This window comes from Streptomyces sp. NBC_01478, from assembly GCF_036227225.1.
Classification (GTDB): Bacteria; Actinomycetota; Actinomycetes; order Streptomycetales; family Streptomycetaceae; genus Streptomyces.
On sequence record NZ_CP109444.1, the window covers coordinates 8,579,328 to 8,598,313 of the forward strand.

At 71.5% G+C, this 18,986-nt stretch carries 16 protein-coding genes and 1 riboswitch; of the genes, 11 read left to right on the forward strand and 5 right to left on the reverse strand.

Annotated features, from left to right (window positions below):
- Nucleotides 1–52 precede the first annotated feature (52 nt).
- From OG223_RS38800 to OG223_RS38815, 4 genes are all read left to right on the forward strand, one after another.
- Nucleotides 53–1,408 carry a M16 family metallopeptidase gene (locus OG223_RS38800; protein WP_329259145.1) on the forward strand — a complete coding sequence of 452 codons (1,356 nt, stop codon included), beginning with the start codon at nt 53–55 and terminating at the stop codon, nt 1,406–1,408.
- The gene (locus OG223_RS38805) at nt 1,405–2,793 is read left to right on the forward strand and encodes a M16 family metallopeptidase (protein ID WP_329259147.1); all 1,389 of its coding nucleotides are present in this window, start codon (nt 1,405–1,407) and stop codon (nt 2,791–2,793) included. The genes OG223_RS38800 and OG223_RS38805 overlap by 4 nt, the downstream gene beginning before the upstream one ends.
- Before the next feature lie 202 nt (nt 2,794–2,995).
- Nucleotides 2,996–3,153: riboswitch (cyclic di-AMP (ydaO/yuaA leader) on the forward strand.
- Between the two features lie 13 nt (nt 3,154–3,166).
- A complete protein-coding gene (locus OG223_RS38810; RefSeq protein WP_329259150.1) occupies nt 3,167–3,922 on the forward strand; it encodes a M23 family metallopeptidase in 756 nt (251 codons plus the stop codon).
- 188 nt (nt 3,923–4,110) lie between these two features.
- On the forward strand, nt 4,111–4,806 hold the full coding sequence (locus tag OG223_RS38815; RefSeq protein ID WP_329259153.1) for a GntR family transcriptional regulator: 696 nt from the start codon (nt 4,111–4,113) through the stop codon (nt 4,804–4,806).
- A gap of 161 nt (nt 4,807–4,967) precedes the next feature.
- On the opposite strand, the gene OG223_RS38820 is transcribed toward OG223_RS38815, so the two are convergent.
- The gene (locus OG223_RS38820; protein ID WP_013000229.1) at nt 4,968–5,249 is read right to left on the reverse strand and encodes an HPr family phosphocarrier protein; all 282 of its coding nucleotides are present in this window, start codon (nt 5,247–5,249) and stop codon (nt 4,968–4,970) included.
- A gap of 190 nt (nt 5,250–5,439) precedes the next feature.
- On the opposite strand from OG223_RS38820, the gene OG223_RS38825 reads away from it, so the two are divergent.
- From OG223_RS38825 to OG223_RS38840, 4 genes are all read left to right on the forward strand, one after another.
- Nucleotides 5,440–8,271 (forward strand): bifunctional acetate--CoA ligase family protein/GNAT family N-acetyltransferase, encoded by a 2,832-nt coding sequence (locus OG223_RS38825; protein ID WP_329259156.1) that lies wholly within the window; start codon nt 5,440–5,442, stop codon nt 8,269–8,271.
- 99 nt (nt 8,272–8,370) lie between these two features.
- Nucleotides 8,371–8,958: a DUF5998 family protein gene (locus OG223_RS38830; protein ID WP_329259159.1), complete on the forward strand. Its 588-nt coding sequence runs from the start codon at nt 8,371–8,373 to the stop codon at nt 8,956–8,958.
- Nucleotides 8,958–10,148: an alkaline phosphatase family protein gene (locus tag OG223_RS38835; RefSeq protein WP_329259161.1), complete on the forward strand. Its 1,191-nt coding sequence runs from the start codon at nt 8,958–8,960 to the stop codon at nt 10,146–10,148. The genes OG223_RS38830 and OG223_RS38835 overlap by 1 nt, the downstream gene beginning before the upstream one ends.
- A gap of 43 nt (nt 10,149–10,191) precedes the next feature.
- On the forward strand, nt 10,192–10,839 hold the full coding sequence (locus OG223_RS38840) for a thymidine kinase (protein WP_329259164.1): 648 nt from the start codon (nt 10,192–10,194) through the stop codon (nt 10,837–10,839).
- A gap of 69 nt (nt 10,840–10,908) precedes the next feature.
- On the opposite strand, the gene OG223_RS38845 is transcribed toward OG223_RS38840, so the two are convergent.
- Nucleotides 10,909–11,712 carry a VOC family protein gene (locus OG223_RS38845; RefSeq protein ID WP_329259167.1) on the reverse strand — a complete coding sequence of 268 codons (804 nt, stop codon included), beginning with the start codon at nt 11,710–11,712 and terminating at the stop codon, nt 10,909–10,911.
- Between the two features lie 321 nt (nt 11,713–12,033).
- Between OG223_RS38845 and OG223_RS38850 the strand changes: the two genes are divergently transcribed.
- A complete protein-coding gene (locus OG223_RS38850; RefSeq protein ID WP_329259170.1) occupies nt 12,034–12,885 on the forward strand; it encodes a sulfurtransferase in 852 nt (283 codons plus the stop codon).
- A 64-nt stretch (nt 12,886–12,949) separates the two neighbouring features.
- On the opposite strand, the gene sepH is transcribed toward OG223_RS38850, so the two are convergent.
- The gene (gene sepH, locus OG223_RS38855; RefSeq protein ID WP_329259173.1) at nt 12,950–13,975 is read right to left on the reverse strand and encodes a septation protein SepH; all 1,026 of its coding nucleotides are present in this window, start codon (nt 13,973–13,975) and stop codon (nt 12,950–12,952) included.
- Nucleotides 13,976–14,446: 471 nt separating this feature from the next.
- Here sepH and OG223_RS38860 point away from each other — a divergent pair, with 471 nt between their 5' ends.
- Nucleotides 14,447–15,181, forward strand: a complete 735-nt coding sequence (locus tag OG223_RS38860) for a hypothetical protein (protein ID WP_329259175.1) — start codon at nt 14,447–14,449, stop codon at nt 15,179–15,181.
- Here the strand turns inward: OG223_RS38860 and OG223_RS38865 are convergent.
- The gene (locus OG223_RS38865) at nt 15,105–16,424 is read right to left on the reverse strand and encodes a D-arabinono-1,4-lactone oxidase (protein WP_329259178.1); all 1,320 of its coding nucleotides are present in this window, start codon (nt 16,422–16,424) and stop codon (nt 15,105–15,107) included. The genes OG223_RS38860 and OG223_RS38865 overlap by 77 nt on opposite strands.
- The gene (locus OG223_RS38870; RefSeq protein WP_329259181.1) at nt 16,384–17,628 is read right to left on the reverse strand and encodes an MFS transporter; all 1,245 of its coding nucleotides are present in this window, start codon (nt 17,626–17,628) and stop codon (nt 16,384–16,386) included. The genes OG223_RS38865 and OG223_RS38870 overlap by 41 nt, the downstream gene beginning before the upstream one ends.
- A 227-nt stretch (nt 17,629–17,855) precedes the next feature.
- On the opposite strand from OG223_RS38870, the gene OG223_RS38875 reads away from it, so the two are divergent.
- Complete coding sequence (locus OG223_RS38875; protein ID WP_329259184.1) at nt 17,856–18,983, forward strand: ferrochelatase; 1,128 nt, start codon at nt 17,856–17,858, stop codon at nt 18,981–18,983.
- Nucleotides 18,984–18,986 lie beyond the last annotated feature (3 nt).

Genomic DNA, 18,986 nt, shown 5'->3' on the forward strand with positions numbered 1-18,986 from the left:
GAGCAGGATTTCTGCGGTTCCAGCCAGAGAATCCGCGATCGAAGGGACGTACATGCCCATGGGTCACACGGCCACCGCCGAGGCAGGGTCCGGCGGTCTGACAGCGACCGAACACCGTTTGGCCAACGGTCTGCGCGTGGTGCTCTCCGAGGACCACCTGACCCCGGTCGCGGCGGTGTGCCTCTGGTACGACGTCGGTTCCCGCCACGAGGTCAAGGGGCGTACCGGCCTGGCTCACCTCTTCGAGCACCTGATGTTCCAGGGCTCCGGACAGGTGAAGGGCAACGGCCACTTCGAGCTGGTGCAGGGCGCGGGCGGTTCGCTCAACGGCACCACCAGTTTCGAGCGCACGAACTACTTCGAGACCATGCCCACCCACCAGTTGGAGCTCGCCCTCTGGCTCGAAGCCGACCGCATGGGCTCCCTGCTGGCCGCCCTGGACGAAGAGTCCATGGAGAACCAGCGGGACGTCGTCAAGAACGAACGCCGTCAGCGCTACGACAACGTGCCCTACGGGACGGCGTTCGAGAAGCTGACCGCCCTCGCCTATCCGGAGGGCCACCCCTACCACCACACGCCCATCGGCTCGATGGCGGACCTGGACGCGGCCACCCTGGAGGACGCGCGCGCGTTCTTCCGCACCTACTACGCGCCCAACAACGCGGTCCTGTCCGTGGTCGGCGACATCGACCCCGAGCAGACGCTCGCCTGGATCGAGAAGTACTTCGGGTCCATCGCGGCGCACGACGGCAAGCCCACGCCCCGTGACGGCTCGCTGCCCGACACGATGGGCGGCGAGCTGCGCGAGGTCGTCGTCGAGGAGGTCCCGGCCCGCGCCCTGATGTGCGCCTACCGGCTCCCGGAGGACGGCACGCGCGCGTCCGACGCGGCCGACCTCGCCCTCACCATCCTGGGCGGCGGCGAGTCCTCTCTCCTCTACAACCGCCTTGTACGACGCGACCGTACGGCCGTGGCGGCCGGCTTCGGTCTGCTGCGGCTGGCCGGAGCGCCCTCCCTGGGGTGGCTGGACGTCAAGACGTCCGGTGACGTCGAGGTGCCGGTCATCGAGGCCGCCATCGACGAGGAGCTCGCCCGGTTCGCGGCGGAGGGCCCCACGGCCGAGGAAATGGAGCGCGCCCAGGCCCAGTTGGAGCGCGAGTGGCTGGACCGGCTGGGCACGGTCGCGGGCCGCGCCGACGAACTGTGCCGGTACGCCGTCCTGTTCGGCGACCCGCAGCTCGCCCTGACCGCCGTACAGCGCGTCCTCGACGTGACGGCGGAGGAGGTCCAGGAGGCCGCCAAGGCCCGCCTGCGCCCCGACAACCGCGCGGTGCTCGTGTACGAGCCCATCGCGGACGAGGATGACGAAGCAGAGGCCGGCGACGAGAACGAGGAGGCGGCCAAGTGACCGAGCTCGCCACGATGGAATTCCACCCGCAGCCCCAGGCCGGCGAGGCCAGGCCGTGGGCCTTCCCGGCGCCCGAGCGCGGGACGCTGGGCAACGGCCTGACCGTGCTGCGCTGCCACCGTCCCGGCCAGCAGGTCGTCGCCGTCGAGGTGCTCCTGGAGGCACCCCTGGACGCCGAACCGGCCGGCCTGGACGGTGTCGCCACGATCACCGCGCGCGCCTTCTCCGAGGGCACCGACAAGCACTCCGCCGAGGAGTTCGCCGCCGAGCTGGAGCGCTCCGGCGCCACCCTCGACGCGCACGCCGACCACCCGGGCATCCGGCTGAGCCTGGAGGTCCCGGCCTCGCGCCTGGCCAAGGGGCTCGGTCTGCTGTCCGACGCGCTCAGGGCGCCCGCCTTCGCGGACAGCGAGGTCGAGCGGCTGGTCCGCAACCGCCTCGACGAGATCCCGCACGAGACGGCCAACCCGTCCCGCCGCGCCGCCAAGGAGCTCTCCAAGGAGCTGTTCCCGGCGACCTCGCGCATGTCGCGCCCGCGCCAGGGCACCGAGGAGACCGTCCAGAAGATCGACTCCGGGGCCGTACGCGCCTTCTACGAACGGCACGTCCGCCCCGCCACGGCCACCGCCGTGGTCGTCGGCGACCTCACCGGCATCGACCTGGACGCCCTGCTCGCGGACACCCTGGGCTCGTGGACGGGCTCCACCGCGCAGCCGCGCCCCGTGCCGCCGGTGACCGCCGACGACACCGGGCGGGTCGTGATCGTGCACCGACCCGGCGCCGTCCAGACGCAGTTGCTCATCGGCCGCGTCGGCTCCGACCGGCACGACCGCGTGTGGCCCGCGCAGGTGCTCGGCACGTACTGCCTCGGCGGCACCCTCACTTCCCGCCTGGACCGCGTCCTGCGCGAGGAGAAGGGCTACACCTACGGTGTGCGCGCGTTCGGCCAGGTGCTGCGCTCGGCACCCGACGGCACGGGCGCGTCGATGCTCGCCATCAGCGGCTCCGTGGACACCCCGAACACCGGTCCCGCGCTGGACGACCTGTGGACGGTGCTCCGCAAGCTCGCCGAGGGCGGACTCACCGACGCCGAGCGGGACATCGCCGTACAGAACCTCGTCGGGGTGGCGCCGCTCAAGTACGAGACCGCCGCGGCCGTCGCGAGCACGCTGGCCGACCAGGTCGAGCAGCACCTGCCCGACGACTACCAGGCGACGCTGTACCAGCAACTCGCCGCGACCGGCACCGTGGAGGCCACCGCGGCGGTCGTGAACGCCTTCCCGGTGGACCGGCTGGTGACGATCCTCGTCGGCGACGCGGAGCAGATCAAGGAGCCCGTGGAGGCCCTCGGCATCGGCGAAGTGACCGTCGTTCCGGCGGAGTAGACGCGGTAGCGGCACACGCGCGTGGGGAGGCCCTGGTGACTGAAGCGTCACCAGGGCTCCCTATTGTCCGAATTGGGGGAGAGGTTGCCTGTCTGCCCTGTGGCATGTGCAACAAAAACCGTGATCCGTTTGGGGATTGAAAGTGGCCCCCTTTAGCGTCGGTCCGGCTGTCCGTCAGGCACCGCGCCGCACTCGTGGCACCGGACAGTCATCGCCGAGTCCCCGTACGGCGCGAGCCAGGGGAGCCGGGGACCCACGTCCCTGGGGTGAATCGGACGCCCGCGCGCAGCGAGGGGGTCCGTAGGAGACCTTCCTGCTCCGAACCCGTCAGCTAACCCGGTAGGCGAGAAGGAAGGAAAGGACCAGCCACTTCATGGCGTTCACCCGCGCCACCGGGAAGCACCGTCGCCCGAGCCGGACCCACCGCACCACCGTTCGTGCCGCGAGTGTCGCGGCTCTCGCCACCTCCGGCGTCGTAGGCACCCTGGCCGCCGCCCCGGCGTTCGCCGCGGAGCCCGCCCCCGAACAGACCGGCCTCACCCCCGTCGTCGCCATCGGCGACTCCGTGGCCGACAAGATCGACGCCCAGGCCGCCGCCCAGCGTGAGGCCGCCGCCGAGCAGCAGGCCAGGGAGACCGCCCGCGCCAAGGCCGCCGCGCAGGCCAAGGCGGCCCGTGAGGCCGAGGCACGCGCCGCCCGCGAGGCCGAGCGCAAGAGGCTCAACACCTTCGTCGCGCCGGTCGCCGACTCCTATGTGTCCACCGGCTACAAGACCGGAGGCTCCCTGTGGTCCTCCGGTGCCCACACCGGCATCGACTTCCACGCCTCGACCGGCACCTCCGTGCACGCGGTGGGCTCCGGCACCGTCGTCGAGGCCGGCTGGGGCGGCTCGTACGGCAATGAAGTCGTGATCAAGATGGCCGACGGCATGTACACCATGTACGGCCACCTGTCGTCCATCGGTGTCTCGGTCGGCCAGAGCGTCACCCCGGGCCAGCAGATCGGCCTCTCCGGGGCGACCGGCAACGTCACCGGACCGCACCTCCACTTCGAGGCGCGTACGACCGCCGAGTACGGCTCGGACGTCGACCCCGTCGCCTACCTCCGCAAGCACGGCGTGAACGTCTGACGACGCGGCGCCGCACTTCCTGAAGCCCCAGCCCGCCCGGCCGGGGCTTTCGGCGTTTCCGGAGCCCGCCTGTCCAAAAAATATCCATGGATTCCGGCCCGCCATCGGAAATTCCCGCTCATTGCAATAGAGTCACGGAACACACGTCAATCGTCGACGTTTCACGGGGATTAAGGCGGAGGTCGGACATGCGTATTCCGGCGCACTCGGTATGCACGGCGATCCGGGACGACATCGTCGCCGGTGTCTACGAGCGCGGCGGCCGGCTCACGGAGGAACTCCTCGCGCGCCGGTACGGCGTCTCGCGCGTCCCCGTGCGGGAGGCCCTGCGCACGCTGGAGGCCGAGGGGTTCGTGGTGACCCGGCGGCACGCGGGCGCGTGCGTCGCGGAACCGACCGAGCAGGAGGCCGCCGACCTGCTGGAGATGCGGATGCTGCTGGAGCCGCTCGGCGCCTCGCGGGCCGCCCAGCGGCGCACCGAGGCCCATCTGAAGGTGCTGCGCGGCCTCGTCAGGCTGGGCCAGGAGCGCGCCAGGCGGGGCAACAGCGAGGATCTGCGCTCCCTGGGCAGTTGGTTCCACGAGACGCTGGCCCAGGCCTCCGGGAGCCCCGCGCTGACCTCGATGCTGACCCAGTTGCGGCACAAGATCGCCTGGATGTACGCGGTGGACGCGCCGGCCAACCCCGTCGAGTCCTGGGCCGAGCACGGGGCCATCGTGGACGCGGTGGCGCGCGGCGACAGCGAGCGCGCGCGAGCGATCACCGCCCTGCACACCGAGCGCGCGGGCAGCGCGCACCGGCTGCGCTTTCCCGGAGGGGCGGGCGGCGCGGACCGTGTGAGGACTTCGCAACCTCCCGTAAACATGTCGGGCCTGCGGCATTAACACGGGCACCGTATACAAAGAGAGACTAATTCGCGGGGGATTATTTCTGCTGCCCGCAAGTGGAATTGCGAAGGGCTCGCCCGGTAATTCGGGCGAGCCCTTCGAGGTTGCGGCACATCGGTTTTGCGGCGGAATCACCGCAACCATCAATTGCGGGTTCCTCAGACGGTCTCGGGGAGTTCCTCGAGACCCTCCGCGACCAGCTTCGCCAGCCGGTCGAGGGCCGCGTCCGCGCCCTCGGCGTCGGAGGCGAGGACGATCTCCTCGCCGCCCTGGGCGCCCAGGCCCAGAACCGCGAGCATGGAGGCCGCGTTGACGGGGTTGCCGTCGGCCTTGGCGATCGTCACGGGGATACCCGAGGCCGTGGTGGCCCGGACGAAGATGGAGGCGGGGCGGGCGTGAAGGCCCTCCGCCCAGCCGACGTTGACGCGGCGCTCAGCCATGTGATGCTGCCCTTCAGAGTCTCAGGGTTGTCTAGACCAGTTTCCCACACGTGAAGCGAGCCCGGACCGGTCCCGTGGACCGTCCGGAGCGAGTCGTCGGACCGCGGCCTCGGCCCGACTTCCCCTTGCTGCTTTTTCACCCACAGACTGCCTCGCGCCGTTGTCGGACGCGAGCCGTACGCTGGGCCCCATGCAGCAGACCTCGTCGGACCGGCACGAGTACCCCGCCCACTGGGAAGCCGACGTGGTGCTGCGCGACGGAGGTACCGCGCGCGTCAGGCCCATCACCGTCGACGACGCCGAGCGCCTGGTCAGCTTCTACGAGCAGGTCTCCGACGAGTCGAAGTACTACCGCTTCTTCGCGCCGTATCCTCGCCTGTCCGCCAAGGATGTCCACCGCTTCACGCACCACGACTTTGTGGACCGGGTGGGACTCGCGGCCACCGTCGGCGGCGAGTTCATCGCCACCGTACGCTATGACCGCATTAGTGCCGACGGGCGTGCCGCCTCCGCCCCCGCCGACGAGGCCGAGGTCGCCTTCCTGGTGCAGGACGCGCACCAGGGGAGGGGCGTCGCGTCCGCCCTCCTGGAGCACATCGCGGCCGTCGCCCGCGAGCGCGGCATCCGCCGTTTCGCCGCCGAGGTGCTGCCCGCCAACAACAAGATGATCAAGGTGTTCACGGACGCCGGCTACACCCAGAAGCGCAGCTTCGAGGACGGCGTCGTACGCCTGGAGTTCGATCTCGAACCCACTGACAGGTCCCTCGCCGTGCAGCGCGCGCGGGAGCAGCGCGCCGAAGCGCGGTCCGTACGACGGCTGTTGGTGCCCGGCTCGGTCGCCGTCGTCGGTGTGGGCCGTGCCCCCGGAGGGGTGGGCCGCAGCGTTCTCGACAACATCAGGGACGCCGGGTTCACCGGCAGCCTGTACGCCGTGAACAAGGCCCTCCCCGAGGAGCGGAAGGACCTCGACGGGGTGCCCGCGTACCGCTCGGTGCGCGACATCGAGGGCCCTGTGGATCTCGCGGTCGTCGCCGTCCCGGTCGAGCACGTACCCGAAGTCGTCACCGAGTGCGGCGAGCACGGGGTGCAGGGGCTCGTCGTGGTCACCGCCGGCTATGCCGAGAGCGGCCCCGAGGGACGCGAGCGCCAGCGCGAACTCGTGCGCCACGCGCGCACGTACGGGATGCGCATCATCGGGCCGAACGCCTTCGGGGTCATCAACACCGCCGCCGACGTACGGCTGAACGCGTCCCTCGCGCCCGAGATGCCCCGCCCCGGACGCATCGGCCTGTTCGCGCAGTCCGGAGCCATCGGCATCGCCCTGCTGTCCCGGCTGCACCGGCGCGGCGGCGGGGTCACCGGAGTCACCGGAGTCTCCACGTTCGTCTCGTCCGGCAACCGCGCGGACGTGTCCGGCAACGACGTCCTTCAGTACTGGTACGACGATCCCGACACCGACGTCGCCCTCATGTACCTGGAGTCCATCGGCAACCCCCGCAAGTTCACCCGCCTCGCGAGGCGCACCGCGGCGGCGAAGCCGCTGGTCGTGGTCCAGGGCGCGGGATCCGCCCCCCAGGGACACGCCGTACGGGCGACGCGCCTGCCGCACGCGACCGTGTCCGCGCTGCTGCGCCAGGCCGGCGTCATCCGCGTCGAGACGATCACCGAACTGGTCGACACGGGACTGCTGCTCGCACGCCAGCCGTTGCCCGGCGGGGCGCGGGTCGCGATCCTGGGCAATTCCGAGTCACTGGGACTGCTGACCTACGACGCGTGCCTCTCCGAGGGACTGCGGCCGCTCGCTCCGCTGGACCTGACCACGGCGGCGACGGCGGAGGACTTCCACCGGGCACTGTCGGACGCGTTGGCCGACGAGACGTGCGACGCGGTGGTCGTGACGGCGATACCGGCGGTGGGGGAGGGGCCGGCGGAGGACGCGGCGTTGGCGGAGGCGTTGCGGTCGGCCGCCGAGGAGGTCCCCGGGAAGCCGGTGCTGGTGGTGCACGTGGAACTGGGAGGGCTCGCCGAGGCGTTGTCGGCCGCGATGAGCACGGCACCTCAGGCTGTTTCGAAGCAGGGGGACCCCCATCGCCCCGCGGAACGACTGCCCGCCGCGGAAGTGGAACAAGGGGGCGCCACGGTGCAGGCACCCGAAGGGGCCGGCCTCATCCCCGCCTACCCCGCCGCCGAGCGTGCCGTCCGGGCCCTCGCCGAAGCCGTGAAGTACGCGCAGTGGCGGCGCGAGGCCGTCGACCCCGGCAGGGTGCCCGAGTTCGAGGACATCGACGAGAAGGGCGCCGCCGGCCTGATCGGCGGCCTCCTCGCGCGCGGGCAGGGGCTCACGCTCGGCGTCGACGAGACGTGCGACCTGCTCGGGATGTACGGCGTCGATGTCCATCGCGCGCTGCCCGCGCCCACCCCCGAAGACGCCGCCGAGGCCGCCCGCACCCTTGGCTATCCGGTCGCCCTGAAGGCCACCGCCCCGCACCTGCGACACCGGGCCGACCTGGGCGGCGTACGGCTGGATCTGGCGGGCGAGGAGCAACTGCGGCGCGCGTACGCCGAGTTGGGCGAGTTGTTCGGGACGCCGGAGGAGCTGCGGCCGGTGGTGCAGCGGATGGCGCCGCGCGGGGTCGACACCGTCGTACGGGCCGTCATCGATCCGGCGGCCGGAGCCGTGCTGTCGTTCGGGCTCGCCGGAGCCGCCTCGCAGTTGCTCGGGGACACCGCGCACCGGCTGATTCCGGTCACGGACCGGGAGGCCGCCTCGCTGATCCGGTCGATCCGGACGGCACCGCTCCTGTTCGGCTGGCGCGGTTCGACGCCGGTCGACACGCCTGCGCTGGAGGAGCTGATGCTGCGGGTGTCCCGGCTGGTCGACGATCACCCCGAGGTCGTCGCCGTGACCCTGGAGCCGGTCGTCGTGGCCGCGCACGGCCTGAGCGTGCTCGGCGCCTCCGTCCGCCTGGCCCCGCCGCCCGCCCGCGACGACCTCGGCCCGAGGACGCTTCCCGTGTACTGATCGTGCGTCGACCCTCCACTTGACCGTCCACTGAGACAGGTGGGATCGGACCGTCCTGAGCGGTGCCTCGCAGTCAGTGGGCCACCGTAGGATGGGCGTATGGCCAAGACCAGTACGACGACCCAGGGGCTGCGTGCGGCGATCGAGCGCAGCGGCTACTACCCGGCCCTTGTGGCCGAGGCGGTGGAGGCCGCCGTCGGCGGCGAGCCCATGCGGTCGTTCCTGGTCCACCAGGAGACCACGTTCGACCAGAACGAGGTACGCCGCCATGTGACCGTGCTGGTCCTCACCGGCAACCGCTTCATCGTCAGCCACACCGACGAGCAGGCCGCCGACACCACCTCCCCGACGCCGTACGCCACGACGTCCACGGAGTCCGTGAAGCTCGGCCGGATCTCGTCCGTGGTGCTCAGCCGCGTGGTCGCCAACCCGGAGTCGTACGTGCCGGGCACACCGCCCCGCGAGGTCGTGCTGACCATCGGCTGGGGAGCCGTCGCCCGCATCGACCTGGAGCCGGCCGCCTGCGGCGACCCCAACTGCGAGGCCGACCACGGCTACACGGGCAACTCGACGGCGGACGACCTGAGCCTGCGCGTCAGCGAGGCCGGGGACGGCCCGGAGACGGTCCAGCAGACGCTCGCCTTCGCACAGGCGCTCTCCGAGGCGACCGCGGACGTCACGCGCTGATGTCCCAGTCCGCCACCTGGGACCACCCTGAACCCCTCACCGTCGAGTCCGCGCCCGTCCCCGAGTACGGCTCCGGCTCCCTCGCCGATCTGCTGCCCACGCTGGCCGCGGGCATGGGCGTACCCGGCACGACCGCGGCGATCCCGGAACTGACCGCGGCCGACCGCAACTGCGTCTTCCTGATCGACGGCCTCGGCTGGGAGCAGATCAAGGACCACGCCGACGAGGCGCCCTATCTGCACGCGCTCCTGAGCAGCTCGCGCGGCGGCACGGGACGCCCGCTCACCGCCGGCTACCCGGCGACCACCGCGACCTCCCTGGCCTCCGTCGGCACCGGCCTGCCGCCGGGCGCCCACGGCCTGCCCGGCTACACCGTGCGCAACCCGGCCACCGGCGCGCTCATGAACCAACTGCGCTGGCAGCCGTGGACCGAGCCGAAGTCCTGGCAGCCGTACCCCACGATCTTCCAACTGGCCCACGAGGCGGGCGTGCACGCCGCCCAGGTGTCGTCCCCCACCTTCCAGAACACCCCGCTGACGAAGGTCGCCCTCAGTGGCGGATCGTTCCACGGGCGGCTGACCGGCGAGGAGCGCATGGACCTCGCGGCCGAGCAACTGGCCGCCGGGGACCGCTCCTTGGTGTACACGTACTACGCCGAACTCGACGGCGCGGGCCATCGCTACGGCGTCGCCTCCGACACCTGGCGCGGCCAACTCATGTACGTCGACCGGCTCGTCCAGCGCCTCGCCGAGCAACTGCCGCCGCGCAGCGCGCTGTACGTCACCGCCGACCACGGCATGATCGACGTGCCCTTCGACGAGGAGCACCGCATCGACTTCGACGCGGACTGGGAGCTGCGCGCCGGGGTCGCCCTGCTCGGCGGCGAGGGCCGCGCCCGCCATGTCTACGCGGTCCGGGGCGCCGAGAGCGACGTGCTGACCTGCTGGCGCGAGGTGCTCGGCGAGCAGTTCTGGGTCGCGTCGCGGGACGAGGCGATCGCGGCGGGCTGGTTCGGCCCGAAGATCGACGAGCGGGTGTACGACCGTCTCGGCGACGTGGTCGCCGCCGCCCGGGACGACGTCCTGATCATCGCGTCCGAGCGCGAGCCGAAGGAGTCGGCGATGGTCGGCAACCACGGTTCGATGACCCCTGCCGAGCAACTCGTCCCCCTGCTCGAAGTACGCTCCTGAAGTCCCTCCGCTGCCCCCTCCGCCGAAAGGTGCTCAACTCCCCATGCCCGAGCTGGTGTTCTTCTCCGGAACGATGGACTGCGGGAAGTCGACCCTGGCGCTCCAGATCGAGCACAACCGCTCGGCGCGCGGCCTGGCGGGGATGATCTTCACGCGGGACGACCGCGCGGGCGAGGGGAAGCTTTCTTCCCGGCTCGGCCTGGTCACCGACGCTGTGGAGGTCGAGGACGAGCAGGACCTGTACGGGTATGTCGTCGACCACCTCTCCCAGGGCGGCCGCGCGGACTACGTCATCGCCGACGAGGCGCAGTTCCTGGCGCCGGTGCAGATCGACCAACTCGCGCGCGTGGTCGACGATCTGGGCCTCGACGTCTACGCCTTCGGCATCACGACCGACTTCCGCTCCAAGCTCTTCCCCGGCTCCCAGCGCCTGGTCGAACTCGCCGACCGCGTCGAGGTCCTCCAGGTCGAGGCCCTCTGCTGGTGCGGCGCCCGCGCCACCCACAACGCCCGCACGGTAGGCGGCGAGATGGTCGTCGAGGGCGCACAGGTCGTCGTGGGCGACGTCAACCAGGCGGAAGCGGTCGGCTACGAGGTCCTGTGCCGCCGCCACCACCGCCGCCGCATGACGTCCGCCACGGCGCGTGCGGCGGCGCTGTCACCGGACGTCCTGCCGATGACGTCGGCCTAGGCCTCCGTAGAATCGTTCAACGATACGGAGATCCGCTGCGCTCGCCCGCACCGGAAGCGACCCGAAGGGCTAACGCGGCCCCTGGATCACCGAGAACATCGCGCCCTCCGGGTCGGCGACCGTCGCCACGCGGCCGTGGGGGCTGTCGTGCGGTGGTCTGAGGGTGTGGCCGCCGAGGTCCGTGACGCGGCGCAGGGCCTCGTCCGTGTCGGCGACCTCGAAGTACGTCATCCAGTGCGGGCCCCGGTCGCGGGGCAGGATCGCGCCGACGCCGTGGATGCCGGCGACCGGGTGGCCGTCCAGGTGCAGGGTGACGTAGTCGAAGTCGTCGGAGTCCACCGGCACCTCCTCGTAGCCGAACACCGCCTCGTAGAACTTGGCGACGCTCGCGGTCTCCGAGGTCAGCAGTTCGTTCCAGGCGGGTGTGCCGGGGACCCCGGTGATCACCGTGCCGAGGTGCGCCGAGGCCTGCCAGATGCCGAACACCGCCCCCGACGGGTCGGAGCCGATCGCCAGGCGCCCGGCCTCGGCCGCGTCCAGGGGGCCCACCCCGACCGTGCCGCCGCACATCCGTACCGTCTCGGCCGTCTGGTCCACGTCGTCCGAGGCGAGATACGGCGTCCAGGCGATGGGCAGATGCCGGTCCGCCGGCAACTGGCCGATGCCGGCCACCTCCTGCCCGTCGAGCAGGGCCCGCGCGTAGGGGCCGAGCTGCTGGGGGCCGGGTTGGAATTCCCAACCGAACAGCTCCCCGTAGAACTCCTGGGTCGTGGCCATCCCGTGCACCATCAGACTCACCCAGCAGGGTGAGCCCTGCGTACGCCGAGTGTGCGTGTCGCCGTTCAGGCCGGCCGACCCCCGTGCCTCGGTCATCGTCACCTTCTCCTCGGCCCCTCGCGGTGGCCGTGTCGCTTCCGCTCTGCGGATCCGCGCGCCGCAGCCGCGTGCACGCCCCGTGCCGATGCTCGCACCCCCTGTGACGCACCGCGCCCCGGCCGCGCCGTCGACGGGCGGCTCACGTGGAGAGGATGGCCGATCTGCGGCCACTCGTCCGTTTCCGGGCGATTGCCGAGGGGTGTCCATCGGTTGTACAGCATGTGCTCGTTCCCGTACGCCTCGTGATCGAGGCTGTCCGGCCGAGCAGAGTAGTCGGACCTGGACGCGGCGGCCACCCCTTGCGCAAGGATGGTGGCCATGAACGCCATCATCTCCGCATCCGAACTGGCGAGCGATATCGCCGGGACGAACCCGCCGGTCCTGCTCGACATCCGCTGGCAGCTCAGCGTCGCGAAGGCCGCAGGTGAGCCGTCTTTCGACGGCCGCGCCGAGTACGCGGCCGGGCACATCCCGGGCGCTGTCTACGTAGACCTCGATCAGGAACTGGCCTCGGCCCCCGGCGCCAACGGCCGCCACCCCCTCCCCGACATCGGGCGCTTCGGCGCCGCGATGCGGCGTGCGGGCGTGTCGACCGGCCGGCCGGTGGTCGTGTACGACGGCGGACAGGGCTGGGCGGCGGCACGCGCGTGGTGGCTGCTGCGCTGGACGGGTCACCCGGACGTGCGGGTGCTCGACGGCGGCCTTCCCTCCTGGGAGGGGTCTCTGGAGACGGCCGCACCGACGCCGGCCGAGGGCGACTTCACGCCGGAACCGGGTGCCGTGGCACTCCTGGACGCGGACGCGGCCGCCGCGCTCGCCCGTAGCGGGGTCCTGTTCGACGCCCGCGCGGGGGAGCGTTACCGGGGCGAGGTGGAGCCGATCGACCGGGTGGGCGGCCACATCCCGGGCGCGCTGTCCGCGCCGACCAACGAGAACGTGGGCGCGGACGGCCGCTTCCTCCCGGCGGAGGAACTGGCCGCCCGCTTCAAGACGTTGGGTGCCACGGAAGGCACGGGCGTCGGCGTGTACTGCGGCTCGGGCGTCTCGGGCGCCCACGAGGTACTGGCGCTCGCGGTGGCCGACATTCCGGCCGGGCTGTACGTCGGCTCCTGGTCGGAATGGTCCGCGGACCCGGAGCGACCGGTCGCCGTCGGCCCCGACCCGCAGTAGCAGCCGTACGACGAGGAGGGCCCGCGACCGAAACCGGCGCGGGCCCTCCTCGTCGTACGACGGACTAGTCCTGCTTCTTCCTTCGGGTCCCGAACACGATCTCGTCCCAGCTCGGAACCGCTGCTCTACGGCCAGGACGGACGCCGTCCGCCTCTGCCTGGCGGTCGGTCGAGCCGATGAGCCGGTCGCGGTGGGCGCCGACGGAACGGGGCATGAGCACGTCCGCGTAGGCCGAACCGGCCGAGGCCGCTGGTGCCGGGGGCTCCTCCGCCTCCGGTTCGACGGCGGGCTCCTCCGGGGGCTCCGAGGGGCGCTCGGGGACCACCATGTCGCCGCGGAAGCTCGGCACCGCCTCCAGGAGGCTGGTCAGCGAGTCGCGCTCGCTCTCCTCGACCGGCTCGGGCGACGGCAGCGCGGGACGCTCCGGGCGCTCCAGGGCACGGTCCAGCGGGCGGTCGCGCGGCAGCCGGGCGATCCGCGGCACGAACGGGAAGCTGGGCTCGGGGGTGGCGGAGAGGTCGTCCGACTCACCGATCAGCGAGCGCGCCTCGTCGTCGACGGCCTGGACGAGCCGCCGGGGCGGGTCGTACGTCCAGCTCGCCGAGTGCGGTTCGCCCGCGACCCGGTAGACCAGCAGGACCTCCCAGGTGCCGTCGTCGCGGCGCCAGGAGTCCCACTGGACGGTGTCCTTCTCGGCACCGCGCAGCGTCAGGCGCTCCTGGACGGCCTCGCCGAGCTGGGGGCCCGCGTTCTCACCGGGGCGGCGGACAGGAGTCTTCCGGGCCCGCTCGGCCATGAAGGCGCGCTCCGCGAGGACCGGGCCCTCGAAGCGGCGCACCCGGTCGACGGGGATGCCGGCGAGCTGAGCGACCTCCTCGGCGGAGGCGCCGGCACGTATGCGTGCCTGAATGTCTCGGGGGCGGAGATGGCTCTCCACCTCGATCTCGATCTGGCCGAGGCGGGGACGGTCGCCGCGGACCGCGGCGCGCAGACGCTCATCAATCGGAAGCGTGTACTCCGTGCTGTCCGCAGCCTTCAGCACCAGCCGTGTGCCGTCGTTAGAGACGGCCACGACACGCAGTTCGGGCATGGGAACCTCCCGGGTGGTGCCTGCCGACGTCACGTGCGTCGCTGCTTCCGCTAGTCGAGTGTGGCCTGCCCGGGTGCAGCCTGCCACAACCTTGCCGAGTTGCCCGGCGTGTCGGGCACGGGCCCGGGCTCGCCGTTATGGCACGGTTACCTATTCGCAACGCTAAGTGACCAACTACGTCACCCTGTGCAACTGGCCCCTTCGGGGCGGTCCAATAAGGCCGCGGACGCCCTGGCGGGAGGCCTGACCCAGGGCTCGCAACAGTACTCCATTTGGACCACGTGCGTGGATTGGCACGCCGCCCAACTTCTTGCGGTGGGCGGGACTTGGCGGCCCGGGGCGGGGCTCGGTCGATCTTGAAAGTGGCGTACTTCACGCAATAGCCGGAAACGGAACTATCGGTTTCGGCCGTACGTCCCTTTGTCGTACAGATAGTTGATCAGGTACGAGAAAGGTAGGCCAGGTCCCGGAATGCGTGCAAGGCCCGATGTCAGCAAGAAGCGGATCGATCTGAGCGTCCCTCAAGTCGCGGGCGGTGCGGTGGCGGCGGTGGTGGCCGCCAAACTCGCCTCCTACTTCGGGGTCTACGGCACGATCCTCGGCGCCGGCGTCGTGAGCGCGATAGCCACCTCCGGAGGCTCCGTCTTCCAGCACTTCTTCAGCCGGACCGGCGCCACGCTCCGGGAGGCGACCGTCACGTCCAAAGAGCCGGAGCAACCTCCCGCGCGCCCGGGGGAGTTCACGGAGGGCACCGTCTACCGCGCGCGGGTGGGCGGTTGGAAGCGGCCGGTGCTCGCCGCGGCCCTCGTCTTCGGGGTCACCATGACCGGGATCACCGTCTACGAGCTGGTGTCCGGCGACAGCTTCAGCGGCGGCAAGGGGACCACGGTCAGCGCCGCCGTCACCGGACACGACACGTCCTCGTCCACGAAGTCCGGCGACGACGAGCCGAGTCCGGCCGGTTCCCTGTCCGCCTCCCCGAGCGGCTCGTCGGCCGACCCGGAGACTTCGTCCGGCCCGACTGACGACGGCACATCGTCCGACAGCGGCGGTACGACGGTCAGTCCGACGCCGGCGCCCAGCGTCTCGGGCGGCGGCGGTACGTCGACCGCCACGCCCAGCGCGTCGGCTACTGACCCAGCACCCTCCGCAAGTAGTCGTTCTGGAACCGACGATCAGGATCCAGCCGATCCCGCAGCGCCGTGAACTCGCCGAAGCGCGGGTAGACCCCGGCCAAGTACTCGGCGTCCCGGGTGTGCACCTTGCCCCAGTGCGGCCGGCCCTCGTGCGCGGTGAGGATGCGCTCGGCGGCGGTGAAGTACGCCTGGTAGGGGGTGCCCTTGAACATGTGCACGGCGATGTAGGCGCTGTCCCGGCCGGAGGCGGTGGACAGGGCGATGTCGTCCGCCGGTGCGGTGCGGACCTCGACCGGATAGCTGACCCTGAAGTCGGAACGGTCGACCATCGCCTTCAGTTCCCGCAGCGCGTCCACCAGGGCCGCGCGCGGGACGGCGTACTCCATCTCCACGAACCGCACGCGGCGGGGCGATGTGTAGACCTTGTAAGGAATGTCCGTGTAGGTCCGCGTGGACCAGGCCCGGGTGGAGATCTGGGCGATGGTCGGAATGGCCGCGGGCGCCGCGCGGCCGACCATGTTGGCCACCTGCCAGAGGCCGTTGGAGACGAACTCGTCCTCGAACCAGCCGGCCACCTTGCCCACCGGCTGCTCCGGTCCCGCGCTGCGGTTGTTGCGCTTGGTGTTGGTGCTCGCGGTGTGCGGGAACCAGTAGAACTCGAAGTGCTCGTTCTCCGCCCAGAGTTCGTCGAAGCGTCCGGTGACCTCGTCGAAGGTCATCGGCTCCTCGCGGGCCGTGAGCAGGAAGACGGGCTCCACGGCGAACGTGATCGCCGTGACGACGCCCAGGGCGCCGAGGCCTATCCGGGCGGCCGCGAACACGTCCGGGTTCTCCTTCTCGGAGCAGGTGAGCACCGAGCCGTCCGCCGTGACCAGCTCAAGACCCCTGATCTGGGCGGCTATCGACGCCGACTCACGGCCGGTGCCGTGCGTGCCGGTGCTGATCGCGCCGGAGACCGTCTGCTCCATGATGTCGCCCATGTTCGTGAGCGACAGACCCTCGCGCGCGAGAGCCATGTTGAGTCTCTTGAGCGGGGTGCCCGCCTCGACCGTGACCGTCAAGGCATCGCGATCAATGTTGCGGATGCCGGTCAACAGTTGAGGGCGGATCAACACACCGTCGGTGGCGGCGATCGACGTGAAGGAGTGCCCGGATCCGACGGCCTTCACCGTCAGCCCGTCCTCACCGGCCCTCCGTACGGCCGCGGCCAGTTCCTCGACTGAAGCGGGCGTGACCTCCCGCGCGGGACGGGACGCGACCGTGCCGCCCCAGTTACGCCACGTGCCGTTCTTCGCGCTCGCTGTGGTGCTCAACGGTGCCTCCACGACCCGGCGCCGGTCTGCTGAGCCGGCGGTACCCGAGGAAACCCACCGCGACCGCGACGGCACCGGCGACGACCGGAACCCCGTACCCGGCACGCGCGCCGGCTGCGTCGATCACCCAGCCGGCGACGGAGGAGCCGAGCGCGACCCCGACCGCCAGGCCGGTGCTCACCCAGGTCATGCCCTCGGTGAGCTTCGCGCGAGGTACGTGCTCTTCTATGAGGGACATCGTCGTGATCATCGTGGGTGCGATGGACAGGCCCGCAAGGAACAGCGCCACGGCCAGAAGCGGCAAGTTTCCGACCAGTAGGAGGGGGATCATACTCACGGCCATCGCGCATATGCCCAGCAGCCACCGACGTTCCGGGGCTCCCCGGAAGCGCAGCAGCCCGAACACGACCCCCGCCGCGCACGAGCCCGCCGCGTACAGGGCGAGCACCACGCTGGCACCGCCCTTGTGGCCCTGCTCGTCGGCGAACGCGACGGTGACGACATCGACCGCCCCGAAGATCGCCCCGGTCGCCACGAAGGTGGCCACCAGTACCTGGAGACCGGCCGCCCGCAGCGCCGAGCCGCCGCCGTCGACGCCCCGCACGCGCGGGTGCGGCGCGGGCTCGGTGGCGCGCTGGGCGGTCAGCCAGAAGACACCGACCGCAAGGAAGCAGGCGGCCAGCAGGGGACCGGCCTCCGGGAACCACGCCGTGGACAGTCCGATGGAGATGATCGGTCCGAAGATGAAGCACACCTCGTCGACCACGGACTCCAGGGAGTACGCGGTGTGCAGTTGCGGGGTGCCCCGATAGACGGCCGCCCAGCGCGCGCGGACCATCGCACCCAGGCTCGGCACCGATCCGATCCCGGCGGCGCACACGAACAGCACCCAGTCCGGCCACTCGAAGCGGGCGGCCAGCAGCAGCCCGGCCGCCGCGGCCAGCGCGACGAAGGTCGCCGGACGCAGCACCCGCCGCTGCCCGTACTGGTCCACCCAGCGCGAGATCCGCGGCCCGATCGCGGCGGCGGCCAGCGCGATGGTGGCCGACAGGGCGCCCGCGAGCCCGTACCGCCCGTTGATCTGGGAGATCATCGTGACCACGCCGATGCCCATCATCGACAGCGGCATACGGCCGAGGAACCCCGCGGCGGAGAAGCCCTTGGAGCCGGGTGCGGCGAACAGGGCGCGATAGGGGCTGGGCACGGGTGTCTCCGGTCGGAAAGGCGCGGTGGCGGCTCATCGGTGATGCGGGTGGCGATGCGGTGGCGGCTCAGTAAGGTGCGAATGCGGCTGATACAGCTTACGAGCAGGTCGACCCCGATGCACCCGCCCGGAGGGGCGCCAGGATCTCGGGCCCGGCGGGGTGCCGGAATCCAGGCCGACACCCCGCCGTTTCCCGGCTGTCAGTGACGGGTGGCAGGATCGGAGGCATGCCAGACGTGCTCGATGCCACCCCCTACGACGCCCTGCTCCTGCTCTCGTTCGGCGGCCCCGAAGGCCCGGACGACGTGGTTCCGTTCCTGGAGAACGTGACGCGTGGGCGAGGCATCCCCAAGGAACGCCTCAAGGAAGTGGGGCAGCACTACTTCCTGTTCGGCGGGGTCAGCCCGATCAACGACCAGAACCGCGCCCTCCTGGACGCCCTCCGCAAGGACTTCGCGGACCACGGCCTGGACCTGCCGGTCTACTGGGGCAATCGCAACTGGGCCCCGTACCTCACGGACACCCTGCGGGAGATGGTCGCCGACGGCCGCCGCCGCATCCTGGTCCTCGCCACCAGCGCCTACGCCTCGTACTCGGGCTGCCGCCAGTACCGGGAGAACCTCGCCGACTCCCTGGCCGCCCTCGAGGCCGAAGGCCTCGACCTCCCCGAGGTCGACAAACTGCGCCACTACTTCAACCACCCCGGCTTCCTGGAGCCGATGATCGACGGGGTCCTCGAATCCCTCGCCGACCTCCCCGAGGACGTTCGGGACGGCGCCCACCTCGCCTTCTCGACCCACTCCATCCCGACCGCCGCCGCGGACAGCTCCGGCCCGGTCGAGGGCCACGGGGACGGCGGGGCGTACGTCGAGGAGCACCTGGACGTGGCCCGGCTGATCGCCGACGCCGTCCGCGAGCGCACCGGAATCGACCACCCCTGGCAGCTCGTCTACCAGTCCCGCTCCGGCGCCCCGCAGATCCCCTGGCTGGAGCCCGACATCTGCGACCACCTGGAGGAGCGCCACGCGGCCGGCGTCCCCGCGGTCGTCATGGCACCCATCGGCTTCGTCTCCGACCACATGGAGGTCCTCTACGACCTCGACACGGAGGCCAAGGCCAAGGCCGAGGAACTGGGCCTGCCCGTACGCCGGTCGGCCACCGTGGGCGCCGACCCGCGCTTCGCCGCCGCGATCCGCGAACTCGTCCTGGAGCGCGCGGCCGTCGAGAGCGGACGGCAGGTCACGTCCTGCGCCCTGGGCGCACTCGGCGCCGGCCACAACCTCTGTCCGGTGGGCTGCTGCCCGGCCCGCGCCCCGCGTCCCGCCGCCGCGGGCGCCGACAGCCCCTACGCCTGAGGA

What these genes read in the sequence shown, in the direction of transcription:
- OG223_RS38815 (WP_329259153.1), top strand. Translation starts at nt 4,111, where the DNA reads ATGCGTATTCCGGCGCACTCGGTATGCACGGCGATCCGGGACGACATC.
- sepH (WP_329259173.1), bottom strand. Translation starts at nt 13,975, where the DNA reads ATGCCCGAACTGCGTGTCGTGGCCGTCTCTAACGACGGCACACGGCTG.
- OG223_RS38875 (WP_329259184.1), top strand. Translation starts at nt 17,856, where the DNA reads ATGCCAGACGTGCTCGATGCCACCCCCTACGACGCCCTGCTCCTGCTC.
- OG223_RS38825 (WP_329259156.1), top strand. Translation starts at nt 5,440, where the DNA reads ATGCAGCAGACCTCGTCGGACCGGCACGAGTACCCCGCCCACTGGGAA.
- OG223_RS38840 (WP_329259164.1), top strand. Translation starts at nt 10,192, where the DNA reads ATGCCCGAGCTGGTGTTCTTCTCCGGAACGATGGACTGCGGGAAGTCG.
- OG223_RS38820 (WP_013000229.1), bottom strand. Translation starts at nt 5,249, where the DNA reads ATGGCTGAGCGCCGCGTCAACGTCGGCTGGGCGGAGGGCCTTCACGCC.
- OG223_RS38810 (WP_329259150.1), top strand. Translation starts at nt 3,167, where the DNA reads ATGGCGTTCACCCGCGCCACCGGGAAGCACCGTCGCCCGAGCCGGACC.
- OG223_RS38800 (WP_329259145.1), top strand. Translation starts at nt 53, where the DNA reads ATGCCCATGGGTCACACGGCCACCGCCGAGGCAGGGTCCGGCGGTCTG.
- OG223_RS38860 (WP_329259175.1), top strand. Translation starts at nt 14,447, where the DNA reads ATGCGTGCAAGGCCCGATGTCAGCAAGAAGCGGATCGATCTGAGCGTC.
- OG223_RS38850 (WP_329259170.1), top strand. Translation starts at nt 12,034, where the DNA reads ATGAACGCCATCATCTCCGCATCCGAACTGGCGAGCGATATCGCCGGG.
- OG223_RS38830 (WP_329259159.1), top strand. Translation starts at nt 8,371, where the DNA reads ATGGCCAAGACCAGTACGACGACCCAGGGGCTGCGTGCGGCGATCGAG.
- OG223_RS38845 (WP_329259167.1), bottom strand. Translation starts at nt 11,712, where the DNA reads ATGACCGAGGCACGGGGGTCGGCCGGCCTGAACGGCGACACGCACACT.
- OG223_RS38835 (WP_329259161.1), top strand. Translation starts at nt 8,958, where the DNA reads ATGTCCCAGTCCGCCACCTGGGACCACCCTGAACCCCTCACCGTCGAG.